The organism is Algoriphagus yeomjeoni (assembly GCF_049821175.1).
In the GTDB taxonomy this organism is placed as follows: Bacteria; Bacteroidota; Bacteroidia; order Cytophagales; family Cyclobacteriaceae; genus Algoriphagus; species Algoriphagus yeomjeoni_A.
Genome location: NZ_CP187512.1, coordinates 1,810,751 through 1,827,176, shown reverse-complemented (window position 1 = coordinate 1,827,176; position 16,426 = coordinate 1,810,751). Strand labels below are relative to the sequence as shown.

11 protein-coding genes and 1 tRNA gene are annotated in these 16,426 nt (G+C 37.7%); 6 read left to right on the top strand and 6 right to left on the bottom strand.

All coding sequences use genetic code 11. From position 1 onward, the window contains the following. Nucleotides 1-14: 14 nt before the first annotated feature. From ACPUEN_RS07230 to ACPUEN_RS07215, 4 genes are read left to right on the top strand one after another with little or no spacing between them, the layout of a single operon-like run. Nucleotides 15-6,047: a PAS domain S-box protein gene (locus tag ACPUEN_RS07230; protein ID WP_425639425.1), complete on the top strand. Its 6,033-nt coding sequence runs from the start codon at nt 15-17 to the stop codon at nt 6,045-6,047. Further along, nucleotides 6,044-6,469 carry a response regulator gene (locus tag ACPUEN_RS07225; RefSeq protein WP_111613038.1) on the top strand — a complete coding sequence of 142 codons (426 nt, stop codon included), beginning with the start codon at nt 6,044-6,046 and terminating at the stop codon, nt 6,467-6,469. The genes ACPUEN_RS07230 and ACPUEN_RS07225 overlap by 4 nt, the downstream gene beginning before the upstream one ends. Nucleotides 6,470-6,472: 3 nt before the next feature. Then, nucleotides 6,473-7,123 carry a response regulator gene (locus tag ACPUEN_RS07220; protein ID WP_425639424.1) on the top strand — a complete coding sequence of 217 codons (651 nt, stop codon included), beginning with the start codon at nt 6,473-6,475 and terminating at the stop codon, nt 7,121-7,123. Then, nucleotides 7,116-7,499, top strand: coding sequence for a response regulator (locus ACPUEN_RS07215; protein ID WP_425639423.1), 384 nt, complete (start codon nt 7,116-7,118; stop codon nt 7,497-7,499). Before ACPUEN_RS07220 ends, ACPUEN_RS07215 begins: the two co-directional genes overlap by 8 nt. A 431-nt stretch (nt 7,500-7,930) precedes the next feature. Here the strand turns inward: ACPUEN_RS07215 and ACPUEN_RS07210 are convergent, their stop codons facing one another. Together ACPUEN_RS07210 and ACPUEN_RS07205 are read right to left on the bottom strand one after the other, a co-directional pair. Then, nucleotides 7,931-8,146 (bottom strand): GIY-YIG nuclease family protein, encoded by a 216-nt coding sequence (locus ACPUEN_RS07210; protein WP_425639422.1) that lies wholly within the window; start codon nt 8,144-8,146, stop codon nt 7,931-7,933. A 42-nt stretch (nt 8,147-8,188) separates the two neighbouring features. Then, nucleotides 8,189-8,262: transfer RNA gene (locus ACPUEN_RS07205), tRNA-Ile, on the bottom strand. A 295-nt stretch (nt 8,263-8,557) separates the two neighbouring features. On the opposite strand from ACPUEN_RS07205, the gene ACPUEN_RS07200 reads away from it, so the two are divergent. Both ACPUEN_RS07200 and ACPUEN_RS07195 read left to right on the top strand, forming a co-directional pair. Then, the gene (locus ACPUEN_RS07200; protein WP_425639421.1) at nt 8,558-9,187 is read left to right on the top strand and encodes an HAD family hydrolase; all 630 of its coding nucleotides are present in this window, start codon (nt 8,558-8,560) and stop codon (nt 9,185-9,187) included. Then, the gene (locus ACPUEN_RS07195) at nt 9,180-10,289 is read left to right on the top strand and encodes a site-2 protease family protein (protein WP_425639420.1); all 1,110 of its coding nucleotides are present in this window, start codon (nt 9,180-9,182) and stop codon (nt 10,287-10,289) included. The genes ACPUEN_RS07200 and ACPUEN_RS07195 overlap by 8 nt, the downstream gene beginning before the upstream one ends. Nucleotides 10,290-10,314: 25 nt before the next feature. On the opposite strand, the gene ACPUEN_RS07190 is transcribed toward ACPUEN_RS07195, so the two are convergent. The 4 genes from ACPUEN_RS07190 to ACPUEN_RS07175 all read right to left on the bottom strand — a co-directional run bounded on the left by ACPUEN_RS07190 (nt 10,315) and on the right by ACPUEN_RS07175 (nt 16,421). Further along, entirely contained in the window at nt 10,315-10,611 is a 297-nt protein-coding gene (locus tag ACPUEN_RS07190; RefSeq protein WP_111613556.1) for a rhodanese-like domain-containing protein, read from the bottom strand. Between the two features lie 4 nt (nt 10,612-10,615). Further along, entirely contained in the window at nt 10,616-12,451 is a 1,836-nt protein-coding gene (locus tag ACPUEN_RS07185) for a T9SS type A sorting domain-containing protein (RefSeq protein WP_425639419.1), read from the bottom strand. A gap of 5 nt (nt 12,452-12,456) precedes the next feature. Next, on the bottom strand, nt 12,457-13,113 hold the full coding sequence (locus tag ACPUEN_RS07180) for a PASTA domain-containing protein (protein ID WP_425639418.1): 657 nt from the start codon (nt 13,111-13,113) through the stop codon (nt 12,457-12,459). 230 nt (nt 13,114-13,343) lie between these two features. Beyond that, nucleotides 13,344-16,421, bottom strand: a complete 3,078-nt coding sequence (locus ACPUEN_RS07175; protein ID WP_425639417.1) for a M43 family zinc metalloprotease — start codon at nt 16,419-16,421, stop codon at nt 13,344-13,346. Nucleotides 16,422-16,426: the final 5 nt, after the last annotated feature.

The following is a 16,426-nucleotide window of genomic DNA, read 5'->3' as shown; positions in this document are numbered from 1 at the left end:
GATACTTTTACTAAATGGATCACAATCATTTACTTGAACTCTTCTTTCAGCAATCCAAGGATCTAATTTGGATGATAAATCCAGATTATGAGTTGATTTATGCCAACCAAGCATTTTTTGATCAGGTGAAAGAAGTTACTGGCTCGGAGCAAAAACTCAATGAATCCATCTTTTTGCCTGGCTTAGATGAAGAAACCATTCAGAAATGGAAGGCTTATTACAAAAGGGCGATTAATGGAGAAAACTTTGAAGTTGAAGAGCATTTTTTCAATCCTGAACTAGAAAAAATCGAATATACCCACATAACCTTTAAGCCAATAACAGGAGGAAACAGTGAAATCGTATCCGTCGCTTGCCAATCTAAAGACATTACACGCGTAGTAAAAAAGCGATTGGAAGCCGAACAAATGTTGGACTCTTCCTTGGATGTTTTCTGTATTTTTAATGAGCAAGGTCAGTTTATTTATGTTAATAAAGCAGCAATTAGGCACTGGGGCTACACGCCTGAGGAATTACTAGGTACAAACTATAGTTCGTTGGTATTTGAGGAAGATGTAGATGTTACAGATTCAGTAGATGCAAGCATAAAGAGCGGAGAGGAAATAAAGTCATTTTCAAATAGGTATAGAAAAAAAGACGGCGGGATTGCTTATAATATCTGGTCATCCAGATGGGATGAGGGTACAAAACTCTTTTACTCCGTAGCAAGGGACGGCAAAGAGAAACTGGCACAAGAGAAAAAGTTACTTAAAAGTGAACAACGTTTCAAAGCACTAGTTACTGGGGCATTTGACTTGGTGGCAGTGCTAGATACTGAAGGACGTTATTTATTCATGAGCCCTTCAATTACTGCTATCGCTGGTATTCCACCTGAAGCATTTATTGGTAAAAATGCATTTGACTTTGTTCATCCCGATGATATTAAACAAACTCAAACCGAACTGAGAAAATCGATAAAAGAGGATAGAGTAATAATGAAACCCTATCGTGCTAAAAACCATGAAAATGAATGGAGATGGGTCGAATCAGTTTTAGTAAATATGCTAGACAACTCAGCAATTAATGGCATTGTTATTAATTCAAGAGATGTAACAGATAAAATTGAACAGAAGGAGAAATTTGAGCAAAGTCAAAGAAGGTTCGAGTCCTTAGTTGATAATAGCATGGATTGCACCATCATTATCTCTGCAGAAGGTAAGACTAGTTATGTGTCGGGTTCGGTAAAAAAAATACTAGGCTATACTCCAATCGAAGCAATGGAGATGGATTTTAGAGATTTGGTTCATCCTGAAGATTTAGCAGGAGCAGAAAATGCATTGGCTCTTTCTTTAGAACACCCTGGAGTCCCCATGAAGGGACATAATTCCCGCATAAGACATAAAAACGGTTCTTGGCGATGGGTTGAACCGGTCATAACGAATTTGCTTCATGATCCAGCGGTAGGTGGGATTGTTGACAATTTTAGAGATATCACAGAAGAGGTAAATAATCGAAAGAAGCTCGAAGAAAGTGAAGCTTTTAGTCGTATTCTTATAGAGAGCAGTCCAGATTGCTTGAAAGTATTAGACACAGAAGGCCGTCTTCAGTATATGAATTACAACGGGCTTTGCCAGATGGAAATAGATGATTTTTCAGCTTTTAAGGACAAAAACTGGCTGGCTCTCTGGGGAAGTGAAAACCAAGCACTTGTAAAATCCTCGATAGAAAAAGCCTTGGCAGGAGAAATAACACAGTTTACAGCCTTCAGCCCTACAGCTAAAGGCACGCCTAAATGGTGGGATGTGATCGTGTCCCCGGTATACAAAGAAAGCGAACAGGTACAACAGATAATTTCTGTCTCAAGAGATGTGACTAAGCAAAAAGAGGAAGAGCATAAACTTAAATTATTTGAAAAGGTAATTCATAGTACCTCAGAGTCTATTTTAATTACTGAAGCGGAGCCTTTAGAAGAACCAGGTCCTAAAATAATCTATGTAAATGACGCTTTTTGTAGAAATACGGGGTATTCCGAAGAAGAAGTGTTAGGAAAAAACCCACGATTTCTTCAAGGCCCAAATACCGAGAAGCAAAAATTAAAACTACTTGGTGAAAAGCTAAAGAAGGGTGAATCTGCGGAAATAACCGTAGTTAACTACACCAAATCAGGAAGTGAATTTTGGGTTAATTTCGGTGTAAGTCCATTAGTAGACCAAAGTGGAAAGATTACCCACTTTATTTCGGTCCAAAGAGATGTCACCGAACAAAGAAACAAGGAACTTGAAAAGGATTTTTTAACCGAAGTAAGTCTGAATTTTAATCCAGAAAATGACTACTTAAAGTCAACCCATAAGCTCTGCAAGACGATTAGCACCTTTGGAAAGTTCGATTGGGTAGAATTATGGACGCTGAATATTGAGAAAAGTCACATGCGATTGATAAATCACTATGTGTCAGCAAAAGAGGATGAAACTTTCTATTCTGTTGGATCGGAAACTAGGTCATTTCAAAGGTCAGAAAGCTTGGTAGGGAAAGTATGGTCTGATCAATCTCAAATTCTGTGGAATGACATAGATCATCAGGACGACTTTTTAAGAAGAAAAGCTGCACGAACGATTGGCTTAGTATCTGTCATGGGGATTCCATTAATATCCAATAATGAAGTAATAGGTGTGCTAACTGTTGGGGTCAAGAAAATCTCCCAGCACCTAACAAGCTACACTCCTGTCTTTGAGCGCTTAGAGGGCTATATAGGCGCTGAACTGAAGCGAAAAATGTTGGAAAATGACTTGACTCATTTATTTGATGCCATTCCAGATATTGTAACTATTGGTGATTTTCAGGGAAGGTTTTTAACGATAAATAAAGCAGGTTGTGAGCTATTGGGGTATACAGAAGAAGAGATTCTCTATCAGACTTTTGAGAAATTTATCCATCCAGAAGATATTGAAATTGCCCATAAGGAACTCGCTCGCTTAGAGTCGGGTCAAACCACCTTTAATTTTGAAGTACGGTTTATTACCAAGTCAGGAGCAATCATTTGGTTAAGTTGGTTTTGTAACACCAATCTTGAGGAGGGGCTAATCTATACCACCGCCAAAAACATTACAGAAGAAAAGAAACTAAGAGAATTAAATCGAGAAGTAGGTTCACTCGCGAAAATAGGGAGCTGGGAGATGGATCTAGTTACCAAAAATCTCTTTTGGTCAGATGAAATTCACAAGTTGTATGCAACAGACCCCGAAAGTTTTACCCCATCTGTTGATGATGCTATTAATTTTTACAGGGAGGATTTTCGCCAACTAGCACTTTCAAACTTTGAAGAATGTATAAATACTGGAAAGTCCTATGAGATTGAAGCGATAATTGTTAATTCGGATAATAAAGAGCTGTGGGTGCGCACTACTGCAAAAGCTGAATTTGTTGATGGTTCCTGTGTTAGGGTTTATGGTAGTTTTCAAGACATAAACGAGCGTAAGCAAGCTGAAATAGGATTAAAGCAAAGTGAAGCAAAATTCAGAACTATTTTTGAGATTGCTACTTTGGGAATTGCTCAAGTTGACCCTTCCAATGGGCGTGTAATATTGGTTAATTCCTACTATGAAATCATAACTGGGTATTCCAGGGAAGAAATGCTCAATATGAACTTTTTAGAGCTTACCCATCCTGATGACCGCGAAAAAGATTGGGAATTATTCAGTAAAGCTGCCCGAAGTGAAGAAGAATATAAGAATGAAAAGCGATACATAAAAAAAGACGGGAGTATTGTTTGGGTTAGAATTCACCTTGCATTCATAAGAGATGAGAAGGGTAAGCCCATTAGAACCGTTGCTATTTGTGAGGATATTACTGAGCAAAAACTTGCAGCAATACAATTAGATAATAGTTTAAAAGCCCTGAAAGATTATAAGTCTGCATTAGATCAATCTTCTATTGTTTCCGTCACGGATAAAGAGGGTGTGATTACCTATATAAACGAAAATTTCTGTACGACCTCAAAATATGAAAGAGAGGAGATACTAGGACAAACCCACAGGCTTATTAATTCAAACTATCATTCTGCGGAATTCTTCAAGAACCTATGGAAAACGATCGCATCAGGCAATATCTGGCGTGGAGAAATAAAAAATAAAGCCAAAGATGGATCTTATTTTTGGGTGGATACCACCATCGTTCCATTCTTGGATGCAAAAAACAAGCCTATTCAATATTTAGCAATTCGCTTTGATATTACTTCCAGAAAGGAGGCCGAAGAATCTGCTTATTCTGCATTGATTGAAAAAAACACCATTCTGGAGAGTATTTCAGATAATTTTTATGCCTTAGATGAGGATTTTCGCTTCAGTTATATGAATGCCAGTAGTGCGCAACTATTACAGGTTGATTCCTTAGAAATTATAGGTAAGAATATTTTTGAAAAGTTTCCTGAATTATTGGGTACAGAATTGGAAGAAAATTTAAAGAAAGTAATAGAAACTAAAGAATCTATAAGATTTGAGTACTACCATAAACTGTCAAATAAGTGGTTTCAGGAAAATATTTATCCAACTCCAAGTGGACTTTCTTTATACTTTCAGGATATAACTGAAAGAAAAGAGGCAGAACGAGAGCGAAATAGTCTACAGTTAACTCTGGAAAATAGCCTAAATGAGATTTATGTATTTGATTCAGAAACGAAGAAATTTATTTATGTCAATAAAGGAGCATTGGATAATTTAGGTTATACGGAAGATGAAATAAAAGAATTAACACCTATCGATCTAAAGCCTGAGTACACAAAGGTCACTTTTGAGAAACTTGTTTTTCCTTTAGTAAACAAAGAGAAAGAAAAAATAATATTTTTCACTTCGCACAGAAGAAAAGATGGAAGCCTTTACCCAGTAGAAGTTCATCTTCAGCTCATAGCGGTTGAAGAAAGCCAAAGGTATTTAGCCGTAATAATGGATATTACCGAGCGCAGGAAGGCAGAAGAAGAGGATAGATTTAAGGCTAATTTATTGAGTATGGTTCAGCAGGGGACTATTGCAACCGACCTTGAAGGGAAAATTACTTATTGGAATAAAGGGGCGGAAACCATGTATGGTTGGAAAACAGAAGAAGCAGTAGGGAAGAATATCATGGAGCTAACCACTCCGGATACGAATAGAGAACAAGCCCAGCAAATCATGGAAATGCTGAAAAAAGGGCAAACATGGACGGGAGAATTTGAAGTTCGGAAAAAGGATGGAACCCAGTTCCCAGTCTTGATTACCAATTCTCCTATTTATAATGAAAATAATGAACTAAAAGGTATTATCGGTATCTCATCAGACATAACACAAGAGGTTAAAAACAAGGAGTTACTAAAGCAGTATACGAAAGAGCTGGAGCGCTCTAATGAAGAATTGGAGCAATTTGCTTTTGTAACTTCACATGATTTACAGGAGCCATTACGGATGATATCCAGTTTTATGGATCAGCTCAAAAGGAAGTATGAAAATGAACTGGATGAAAAAGCATTGCAATATATATATTTTGCGAGTGATGGTGCTAGGCGCATGAAAAACATCATTTTGGATCTGCTTGAATATTCTAGGGCTAGTAAGCCTACTGAAGATCTTGGAGAAGTAAATTTGAATGAAGTCATAGCTAGCTATAAACAACTGAGGAGAAAAGTGATTGAAGAAAGTTCAGCAGTTATACTAGCTGAAGATATGCCATCAATTTTTTCGTATAATGCTGTACTAGTTCAAATCTTCCATGGTCTGCTCGATAATGCCATTAAATACTCAAGAGAAGGCATTGCTCCTGTCATTGAAATTAAGGTCAAGGAAAATGAAAATGAATGGGAGTTTTCAGTTTCTGATAACGGGATAGGGATAGATGAGCAGTTTTTTGATAAAATTTTTATTATTTTCCAGAGATTACATAATCGAGATAAGCATGATGGAACAGGAATTGGACTTTCAGTAGTAAAAAGAAGTGTTGAGTTTTTAGGTGGACAAATATGGCTTAATTCGACAGTTGGTGAAGGCACAACTTTCTTTTTTACAATAGCTAAAAACAAGAATAAAAAATCTATAGAAATATGAAGTTGGCAAACATCCTTTTAGTTGAAGATAATGAAGGTGACATTCTCCTCACCCGGGAAGCTTTCGAAGAGAGCAAGATAAAAACAGTGATTAATGTAGCCAAGAATGGACAAGAAGCACTTGATTATCTCTTTAAGAAAGGAGATTTTAAGGACGCGAAAAAACCGGATTTAATATTGTTGGATATTAATATCCCGATATTTAACGGGCATGAAGTACTGCAAACGGTAAAGTCTGATCCAGTACTAAAAAAGATACCTATAATTATTTTGACCACTTCCTCTAATGAAAAGGATATTGCAAAAGCATACGAAAATCATACGAATAGTTATGTTAAAAAGCCTATTAATATGGATGATTTTTTGAAGGCAATTTTGAAAATAGAGGAATTTTGGTTGCAATTATGCACGCTATCTAACTAGGTTATGTTTAGACCAGAGAGAAACATAAATAATATATCTATACTTGTAATAGAGGATAATCCGGGTGATTTTATTTTAATTGAAGACTATCTTTTAGATAGATTTAAAAATATTAAACTATATCACTGCGAAGATGCTGCTTCTACTATAGCATTCCTTGCAGAAAATAATCATCAAATTGATTTAATATTTTTAGATCTGCATTTACCTGATCTAAGTGGATTGGAATTGATCGATAAAATATTAGGAGTTATTTTTATCACTCCTATAATTATATTAACTGGCTATGGTGATATAGCTCTTGCAAGAAAAAGCTTAGAGTTAGGAATTTATGATTTCTTAATCAAGGATGAATTGGATCCAAACCTTTTGCAAAAGAGTATTGAATTTGCGATTAGTAGGAGTAGTCATGTTAGACAAATAGAAATCCAAAATCAAAAATTGAGGAATATTGCCTGGATGCAATCACATGGTGTTAGAGCCCCACTTTCAAGAATGCTTGGTATTATGAATTTAATTGAGAGTGAGACATTAGACAAGAATGAATTGTTTGATTGGCTAAAACACATGAGGACATCAGCAAATGAACTCGATGAAATTATAAAATCTATAGTAAAGGATACTCAAATACTAAATAAGAAAGATAATGAATAAGCATTTGATACTTATAGACGATGATCCTATCTACAGGTTTATTATTGAGAAAATGGCATATATAGTTTATCCTGCTATTAATATACATCACTGTGAGAATGGTTTAAAAGGGATTGATTGTATTAAATCTTTGGTTGATATAGATAATGAAATTATTATATTATTGGATATTAATATGCCTGTTTTAGATGGATGGGGTATGCTAGAAGAATTAAAGAGTAATAATATTATTGATAAGAACGTGTCAGTTTTTTTGGTTTCTTCATCAACCGATGAAGAGGATATTATAAGATCAAAGTCTTATGACTTTATCAAGAATTTTTTCCATAAGCCATTGAGTATAGAGGTGATTCAATCCATTATTTTTCAGGATTAATAATTGAAGCAGTGTTTCTATTCTTCATTTGCACCATGCACAACACTTTTAATATAGTGAGATAAGTATAAGAATTGGTTAAATAGTACAAAGTCAGATGATATGATTTTTTTGAGTTCCAACCATTTCACACTTTGTTACCTCAGTTCGGAGTCGTCAACTTACTCTACTTTTAAGCGGAAATAGGTGTGAGGATTTTATTAGGTAAGAAATCGTCTGGAGCCCCAAAGGTAAATTTTAGGTGGATAACACAACAAAAGCCATCCGAATTAACGAATGGCTTGTGGGCCCACCTGGGATCTCCCGATTCATCGGGTCAGGCACCTACTGTCCCGATGAATCGGGAGAGTCAGTTGCTTATTTGGTTTGATCGAGCAATAGTTCGCGAGCGCGAATGTTTTCTTTAAGTTCTTTAATATACTTTGAGATTTTCATTTTTTAATTTTCAATTCCATTCTGCGGGCATGAGCAAATGATTCAGCACCTAGTTGAAGAAATAGTTCCCAGTCAGAAGCTTTTGCAGTAAAACGATGGCTTCCATGTAAGTGTTGATTATGCTTAAGAATCCGGGATTCGAGAGTATCTTGAGTAATCCCAGTATAGAATTTATCAAGTGAAGGACTAAAAAGTATGTAGCAGCAATTCATGACTTAAGATAAAAAAAGCCATCCGAATTAACGAATGGCTTGTGGGCCCACCTGGGATCGAACCAGGCACCTACTGATTATGAGTCAGTTGCTCTAACCGAATGAGCTATAGGCCCTTTTTTCTTAAATATTACCAGCACCTACTGTCCCGATCTTTCATCGGGAGAGTCAGTTGCTCTAACCGAATGCATCCCGATACTGATCGGGAGCCCTTTTTTCTTAAATATTACCAGCACCTACTGTCCCGATCTTTCATCGGGAGAGTCAGTTGCTCTAACCGAATGCATCCCGATACTGATCGGAAGTACTATTCTTTTAAAACCTTTTGTTTTAGCCCGTATTCGCCGTAAACCTTGGTTTTGGGTGTGCAATGTTACATATTTGAATGCAAATACACAACCCATATTTCGAATGAATAATGCACCCGATGTAGACTTTCTTATTTTTGATTTAGGAAATGTCATCGTAGATATAGATTATCAGAAGGCATTAAATCGTATCAAAGAGGAAGTTTCTTCTGATTTACATGAAAAACTTAATGGGTTTTATCTAACTGATTTTCATAAGGATTATGAGGTTGGTAGAATCAATTCAGCCGAGTTTCGGCAAGGGGTAAGAGACTATTTTCAACAGGAGTGGAATGACGAGAAAGTTGATGAATTATGGAATTCTTTGCTCCTCAAAATCCCTGTAGAAAGACTAAAATTAATTTCAAAATTGAGAGAAAAATTTCAAGTCGGCATATTAAGTAATACAAATTTGATACATATTAATGCTGTAAATAAAATATTACAAAATGACCATGGTCTTCAAAATTTTGATCCGATTTTTGACTGGGTGTTTTTAAGCCATGAAATGGGGGTCGCAAAACCTTCGGCGGAAATATATGAGAAAATGCTAGTTGATCTCGGTACATCTGGAGATCGGGTGGTGTTTTTCGATGATCTAATAGCCAATGTTGAAGGAGCAAAAGAAGTAGGTATTCAGGCTGTGCATGTGACGGGACCTGAAGTGATTTTCGATTATTTCAAGAATGTATAGTAAAAAAGAGTACCTCCGTCACGGAATTCTATTTCTGGTTACTTTAATCGCTACTACGCTCGCTGGAGCAGAATGGGTATATGGTAAATCTGTGCTTGGGGTAGAGGATAGCATTCTTACCTGGGAGTATTTTTGGAAATCAATGGCTTTTTCCATTCCGTTTATTGGGATTTTACTTATTCATGAGTTAGGACATTTTTTTACTGCTATTTATCATAAGGTAAAGTGCACCTTGCCTTTTTTTATTCCTGGATGGTTAGGATTTATCGGAATTCCTACCATTGGAACATTTGGAGCTGTCATCCAGATGAAGGGCTTTGTGAATAGTCGAAAGAAGTTTTTTGATATAGGCGTTGCAGGACCTCTGGCGGGTTTTGTAATTGCTCTTCTCGTACTTATTTATGGCTTTTCTACACTTCCTGAACCTGACTTCATCTATTCCATACATCCGGAATATGCAGATCCAGATTTTCAAGGGTACGAGGAGGATGTACTTGACTTTGAGTTGGGCAACAACTTACTTTTCTGGGGTTTAGGCGAGATGTTTGCTGACCCAGACCGCCTACCAGCGATGTCGGAGGTGATCCATTACCCTTATTTGTTTGCCGGCTTCCTTGCTTTGTTTTTTACAGCTCTTAATTTATTACCTATAGGTCAGTTGGATGGGGGACATGTGATATTTGGCCTTTTTCCGAAGCGTCACAAAGAGATTTCTCTAGTTGCCTATGTTTTGTTTATAGGCTATGCAGGACTCGGGATTATCAGCCCATACTCACCTGTAGAGGATTTGATGCTCTGGATTCCTTTGTATATAGGTTTTTTGTTTATATGCCTCACAAAGTCGGGTCTAAGTTTAAAGAATAGAATCACCCTTTCTTTGGGAATAGCTGCATTTCAATATGCTTTGGCATTCGTCAAACCTGAATTACAGGGATATCAGGGATGGTTGTTTTACGGGTTTTTATTGGGGAGAATTATGGGCTTGCGGCACCCTGAAGTATCTGGTTTCCGTGAGTTAGAAGCCAATAGAAAAGTATTAGGCATTATTGCCATTATTGTATTTATTCTCTGTTTCTCTCCTGAACCCTTTATTTTCAAATAAAAAAACTCCCCGAAGGGAGTTTATATTAAAGATTCCGGTAAGCTAAAATTCCTCCGGTTGTGTTTCTGACTTTTGAAAATCCCTTAGACTCCAAAAATTTCTTTGCATTCATGCTTCTGGCTCCAGACCTACAATGAACTACTATTTCTGAGTCCTTGTATGCTTCCAATTCGTCCAGTCTTGTGGGTAAATCCGCTAAGGGGATATTTTTTGCTCCCAAATTATCATCCTCGTATTCCCATTCTTCACGAACGTCCAGAAACATGAATTTTTCTTTGTTATCCAATCTGGATTTGAGGTCTTCTACAGTTATGTCTTCCATATTCTTATTTGACTAAAATTCTATATGATTGCATTCCAGCTTCGGTAACCAAGTTTAACACATAAATTCCCGGACGCTGTCCAATAAAATTAATAATTTCTCCTTTGGAAGAAAGTTGATGCTCAAGAAAAATCTCTCTCCCAAAAGAATCAAAGACTCGGGCTTCACTAAATACCCCTTCCAAATTGAGAAGGGTTTCTACAGGGTTGGGATAAATCCTAATATTGCCTTCGGGGGCAACTAACTCTTCAAATGGGGCTTCCAGGCTTATATGCGGCCTAATCATCAAGGAACCTTGAACCTCTTCATTTTGGACCCAGGTGCCAACTACATTATAATAAAGCTTGTCTCCTGTGTCATTCACTTTGTCTAAACCTACATGTATAAAATCGTTAGTAAACTGTGTGAAGCCAATGTAAAAATCCCCATCAACTCTGATATTTGTATCCAGAGAATAATAAAGAAACTCTTGGCCCAGCTCCTTCACAGCAATTAAATCCTCCTTTGTGAAAATAGGATTATTGTCGAGATCTGTCCACACATTAATATCTATTGCTTGATTTGCTTGCCTAGGATTGCTGAAATTTATAGAGATACCTTTTATATAAACCTCTTGAGGACTGTTGTATTTCACGGCAAGTTGCCCGGATCTCTGATTTATCCCCGCAGCATAATCAGCTGAACCATTATCGTAAGCAAAATAGTCCAAGAGTGGGAGTGTTGTCTTTACAGTATCGTTAAGCTCGTAATTCACACTTGGAAAAAAGGTGGTATCTCCGGCTGTTACTTCGTAAAGCAATTCATCACCAGAGGTAATTGAAGAGATGATTTGCAAAGTGGTTTCATTCTCAGGTAAAGGAATTTCTTCAAATTCCCTACTTGTAAAATCTCTTCTTTCCAGTGCATTAGGAACCGGGTTGAAAGGCGTATTTAGATTGATGGGAGTAGCATTCATCGAGGAAGAATCATTGATCACGATGGAGTATTCCATGGCACGAAAGCGATTTTCCAGATTGTAAAAAGTGTTTTTCACACTGCTCCAAAGACCATTTTGATTGCTTTCCAAGAGTACAAAGGGATATGATCCGAATTCTCCAATCCTAAGTTCATTTGTTTTGGTTAAGCTTCTGTCTTTATAGTCCAAATCAGTACTGGTTCTACCATCATTCAGGTAGATATAATCAATAATCCAGCTGTCAAAAGGTCCGGATTGTCTGCCTTCTGCGAAAAATCTAAACTGGAAATTGGCATGTTGCCAGGTAGGTAGAATCTTGACAATCTCTTGAGTGAAGTTTTCAGTATCCAGCGAAACTCCGCCAAGTTGACTCCAAATAGTAATCCAACTTCCTGAAGGATCTAGAATCTGCAAAGTAAGCTGATCGCTTTCATCTGGAAGTTCGGCTCTGCCCGCTGCCTGCCAGAAAAAACTTAGATATAAGCTTTCGCGATCAGATGAATTCAGAGAACTGAGGTCAAATGGCTTAGAGGTTAGGTAGTCCGTTTCTCCCTGATCACGTTGAGATAAGGAGTAAGGATTACCGTTTGCATCTACACCATCGAAAAGTATCATCCCGATAGAAGGAGCGTTTAGGCCAATAGTTTCAGTATAAGATGCTCCTGACACTGTCCATTTCAGCGTGTCTATACCCTGGGAAAAATCGTCCCAAAAGGGAAGAGTGTTTACCGCAAAGATTCTTGAATTTAGATCAGAATATGTCTGGGCCTTTATTTTGGTATGTTGAATGGGGGCAAGTTCCACCAATTGGCCGAAAGCCAAAGTCGACATGAAAAAGGCTGTGAGTAGCCCTGTCATTCGAAAAATATGATGGATTTTGAGCATGTAGCTTATAAGTTATCTTTCGCAATCCAAAGATCAATCAATTCTCCTGTTTTTACTTGCGTGGAAGCTTTAGGAGTTTGTCTTAATACTTTTCCCGCACCCACAGAGTCTGTATCAAGATAATATTTGTTACCTACTCTTAAGCTAGAACCTAATATCAAGAACTCAGCATCCACTTCGTCCATTCCCTTGAGATCAGGAACGGCAAGAATTTGATTACCCATTCCATCTCCAACAACCAAGTCAATTCTCGCACCTTTAGGGATTTCGAATCCTTCAGGAACGTTAACTCCACGATATTTTTGCTCCAAAACCACATTGATACCGATATCTGGTACATACCTTATATCTCCTCTTTCCAGTCCCATATTTGCCAATATCTCCTGCACATTTTTCAACTGAGTATTGACCAAGTTTGGCATTTTCAGCATTGGAGCATTACGGGCATTCAACGTCAAGTAGATAGTTTTTCCACTTTTCACCTGAGCGTTGGGTTCTGGGATTTGCTTCAAAATCGCAAAAGTCTTGAGATCTGTGTTGAATCCTGAGTCTAGAGACACTTCATATTGAAGACCAGCTCGATCAAGAATATCTACACCTTCATCGAAGGTGTAGCCTGATAAATCCGGTACGGAGACTGATTCACCATGGTTGGTATACATGGGAAGATAAACTTTCAAAAAAAGGAAGCCCAGTAAAACTGAAATCCCTATGATCACTAGGAGGTTAATTAATATCTTTTTCAAAAGGAAAGTGGAATGAGATACCTGAGAAATTTTAATAGTTAAAGATAAGCGGGAAATTGAATCCTCACAACGAAGGATTGCTCTAAAACTGATTTATCCCTAAGGCAAAAAATAAGCCGAAGAGGATTTCTTCAGCTTATTTTTGATTAATTAATGATTAATCTTCTTGTTTCCCGGATTGTATTACTCGAGATGTTGACTATAAAAACACCCTTAGAAAACAGTTGGGTGCTAAAAGAATAAGTCTGGTTCAGTGTACCTGGGTATTCAATTTCTTGAACCAAGGCACCTGTACTTGAGATAACCTGAATAGTAACGTCTTCTAAATCAGTCAAATTAAATGAAATATTAAATATATCTCGAGCTGGATTTGGGTACAAAACAGACATTCCAACTGCAGGGACTACCGGCTCAGGATTAGCATTCAAGAACAATTCAATATTATCCAAATAGATAGGAGAATCAGTCTGGTTGCCATTTTCTAATACAAATGCCAATCTCGTTTGGGTTTTCCCTGATCCAGCAAAATCACTCAGGTTGACAAATTTCCGAACGTAATCACCAGGGCTATTTGGGTTTGCTTCTCCAGATGAAACGGTAGAAAGAGCATTCCCATTTGCAGACCAAACTTCCGTATATGAATTGCCACCATTGGAACTAGCCAATAATTTTAGCGTAGTGTTGGCTCCATTTGAACCAGCAGCAAGATCAAAAAATATACTTGCTTGCCTACTTGCCGATAAGTCAAAAATTGGGGTTCCTAACCAGTAGGAGTCGTTTTGTTTTTTTGTAGTCACGCGTGCCACGTTATTGGGACCTTCCACAGATGAAGCAGAAGTGATAACCCAACCTTCATCATTTGATTCAGGGTTAATCGTCTGCCAAGGGTTTAATGAAGAGGAGCTATTGAAGTTTTGCCTCCAAGGCACTGGAATGCTTGCAGCATCTTCGATCACGTATAGTTCAGTGCTGTCAGAACTGTTTCCGTTTTGATCAAAGTTCGGTTCAGATACGACAAACTCAACCTTGCTTTTCCCAGCAATAGCTCTATTTGGAATGGAAATGTCGATGGACTCCGATGGTAAAAATGTGCTGCCACTAGCCAGATAGGTTTGTGCAGAACCATCATTTAATGAAGTTGAAAATAAGAACGTAGAGATTGGAACACTTCCGCTATTTGTTAGAGTAACAGAATCTGAATCATTGGTGCCATCTGAAATAGGAGTAGGAGAGATAACATCAGAAATATTCAGTTTATACTTAAATTCCTCGGTAGGTAAAATCCTGATGTTTTTGATGTATATGTTATTTCCATAAGCATTCTCTGCAATAAAAGCTAACCGTATTGATCCAAGATCTGCATAGTCTGCAAGATTGACTATTTCCGTTCTGAATTGATTGTTATTGTTTGGGATAAATTCCTCCAGTGTAGCTGGAGCTGTCTGTAACTGTGCATCATTTTTATCGTAAGGCGCATTTGCAATATCAAAAGTGTTTCCACAATCTTGAGATACAGCTACGATCAACCCATCAGTAAATCCAGCCTGATCATAAGGCGCATATGCCATTTCAAACACTAATTGTGCGTTTGGAAATTGAGCTAGATTAATAATCGGGGAGATGTAATAATCTAATTGTCCCGGCGCCTCATATTCGTAATGCCTGATGTAGACTAAATCCTGTGAAATACCCGAAATGTTAAGATTTCTCTTTTCCCAAGTCGTCAATTGATCAGGATTGGAAATGGCCCATGGGGTTGGGAATGTACTTAAATCGTTGGTATAAGGCAGGTTTACAGGTTGCTCAAGTTCTGGGGTAATTATTCTGATGTTATTTTCGGTGATGTTGTCTGGGACATCATTGGTCTGGGTGATTCTGAATTCAACCGTGTTTGAATTTGGAAGCAGTGTGAACTGATTGAAATTCACTAAAAATCTTTCTCCAGTAGCTAGATTGAAAGTGACTCTTTTGGATTCTAAAACTGTTCCATTTCTCCTAAGTTCTATTCTGCCAGAAGTTAAATTATTCCGTCCTGCATTTAGTACTTCTATAGTAGGATTAATAAATGGATCACACTCAAATTCTCCTGGTTCCAAAACTCTCGCTATGGCCAAATCATTTTCAGCAAGCTCAGGCTCCTGAGTGGCTCGGTTATTAAGTAAGGTCACTCTTCTGGGACTGTTAGCAAGTACTACTTCGAATCGCTCCACCTGTCCTTTAGTGAAAAGATTCATACAAGCATCAGGGGTATAATCCATGTAATTTTGGATCATATCCTGTGAATCACAGCTAAATCTAGAAGCGTTAGCACTGCATGCAGTATTGGAATTATCCTGAAGAGGAGTGTCCGCCACGAAGTCGTCTACTCCACACCCTCCATCACCCCAGATATGACGCAAACCAAAAAAGTGACCCACTTCATGAGTAGCGGTTCTGCCTCTGGATGAGGATACTGCACTTCCACCTATGCCAAAAAACCTATAATCTATTACTACGCCATCTGTAATCGCTGAATTTGGAGCGCCATTTAAACCTGGCAAATCAGAAACTGGAAAAGATGAATATCCAATGAATGGACTGACTAAAGGAATCACATACATGTTCATGTATTCAGCTGGATTCCACTGGATCAGTTGCCCTATGGTGCTTGCATCCGTGTTTGGATCATAAGAAGATTTAGAGCCGACCATACGAGTAATTCCGCTGGTAGGTAATCCTGAGGGGTCTTGTTTGGCCAGAACAAATTCAATGTTGATTTGGCCAGCTACAGGGGCGAAAATATCAGGAGTATTTGCTGCATCAGCATTTAATCGCTGAAAATCCTCATTCAATATTCTTATTTGCTCCTCAACCTGAGAAAGTGGAACATTTGGGCCTTGCCCTAAAGCCTCTCCATTGTGAATCACATGTACGACTACAGGAATCAAAATGTGGTCATCATTGGTTCTTGACAAGATTTGAGGTCTACTTTTATGCTCCTCAATCTTATCATTTATCCAGCTTTCAAAAAACGGTTTTGAGCCGAAATAGCCCAATTCCTTTTCCATTTTTTGTTCTAGAATTGTATGACCACATTTTTCTCTATGCGTATGAGAACTCGACTGGTTTAGTTGATCTGTGATATTTAAGGTTTTGAATTGCTGAGCAAAGCCTGAAAAAAACACAAAAAACGCTCCTAGAAGGAGCATACTGGCTTTGTCAAAACCCCGAAAACCTTTTTTCATTAAAA

Excerpts from the sequence above, each read along its gene's own strand:
- ACPUEN_RS07175 (WP_425639417.1), bottom strand. The coding sequence starts at position 16,421 with ATGAAAAAAGGTTTTCGGGGTTTTGACAAAGCCAGTATGCTCCTTCTA.
- ACPUEN_RS07180 (WP_425639418.1), bottom strand. The coding sequence starts at position 13,113 with ATGTATACCAACCATGGTGAATCAGTCTCCGTACCGGATTTATCAGGC.
- ACPUEN_RS07210 (WP_425639422.1), bottom strand. The coding sequence starts at position 8,146 with ATGAATTGCTGCTACATACTTTTTAGTCCTTCACTTGATAAATTCTAT.
- ACPUEN_RS07195 (WP_425639420.1), top strand. The coding sequence starts at position 9,180 with ATGTATAGTAAAAAAGAGTACCTCCGTCACGGAATTCTATTTCTGGTT.
- ACPUEN_RS07225 (WP_111613038.1), top strand. The coding sequence starts at position 6,044 with ATGAAGTTGGCAAACATCCTTTTAGTTGAAGATAATGAAGGTGACATT.
- ACPUEN_RS07230 (WP_425639425.1), top strand. The coding sequence starts at position 15 with ATGGATCACAATCATTTACTTGAACTCTTCTTTCAGCAATCCAAGGAT.
- ACPUEN_RS07190 (WP_111613556.1), bottom strand. The coding sequence starts at position 10,611 with ATGGAAGACATAACTGTAGAAGACCTCAAATCCAGATTGGATAACAAA.
- ACPUEN_RS07220 (WP_425639424.1), top strand. The coding sequence starts at position 6,473 with ATGTTTAGACCAGAGAGAAACATAAATAATATATCTATACTTGTAATA.
- ACPUEN_RS07215 (WP_425639423.1), top strand. The coding sequence starts at position 7,116 with ATGAATAAGCATTTGATACTTATAGACGATGATCCTATCTACAGGTTT.
- ACPUEN_RS07200 (WP_425639421.1), top strand. The coding sequence starts at position 8,558 with ATGAATAATGCACCCGATGTAGACTTTCTTATTTTTGATTTAGGAAAT.
- ACPUEN_RS07185 (WP_425639419.1), bottom strand. The coding sequence starts at position 12,451 with ATGCTCAAAATCCATCATATTTTTCGAATGACAGGGCTACTCACAGCC.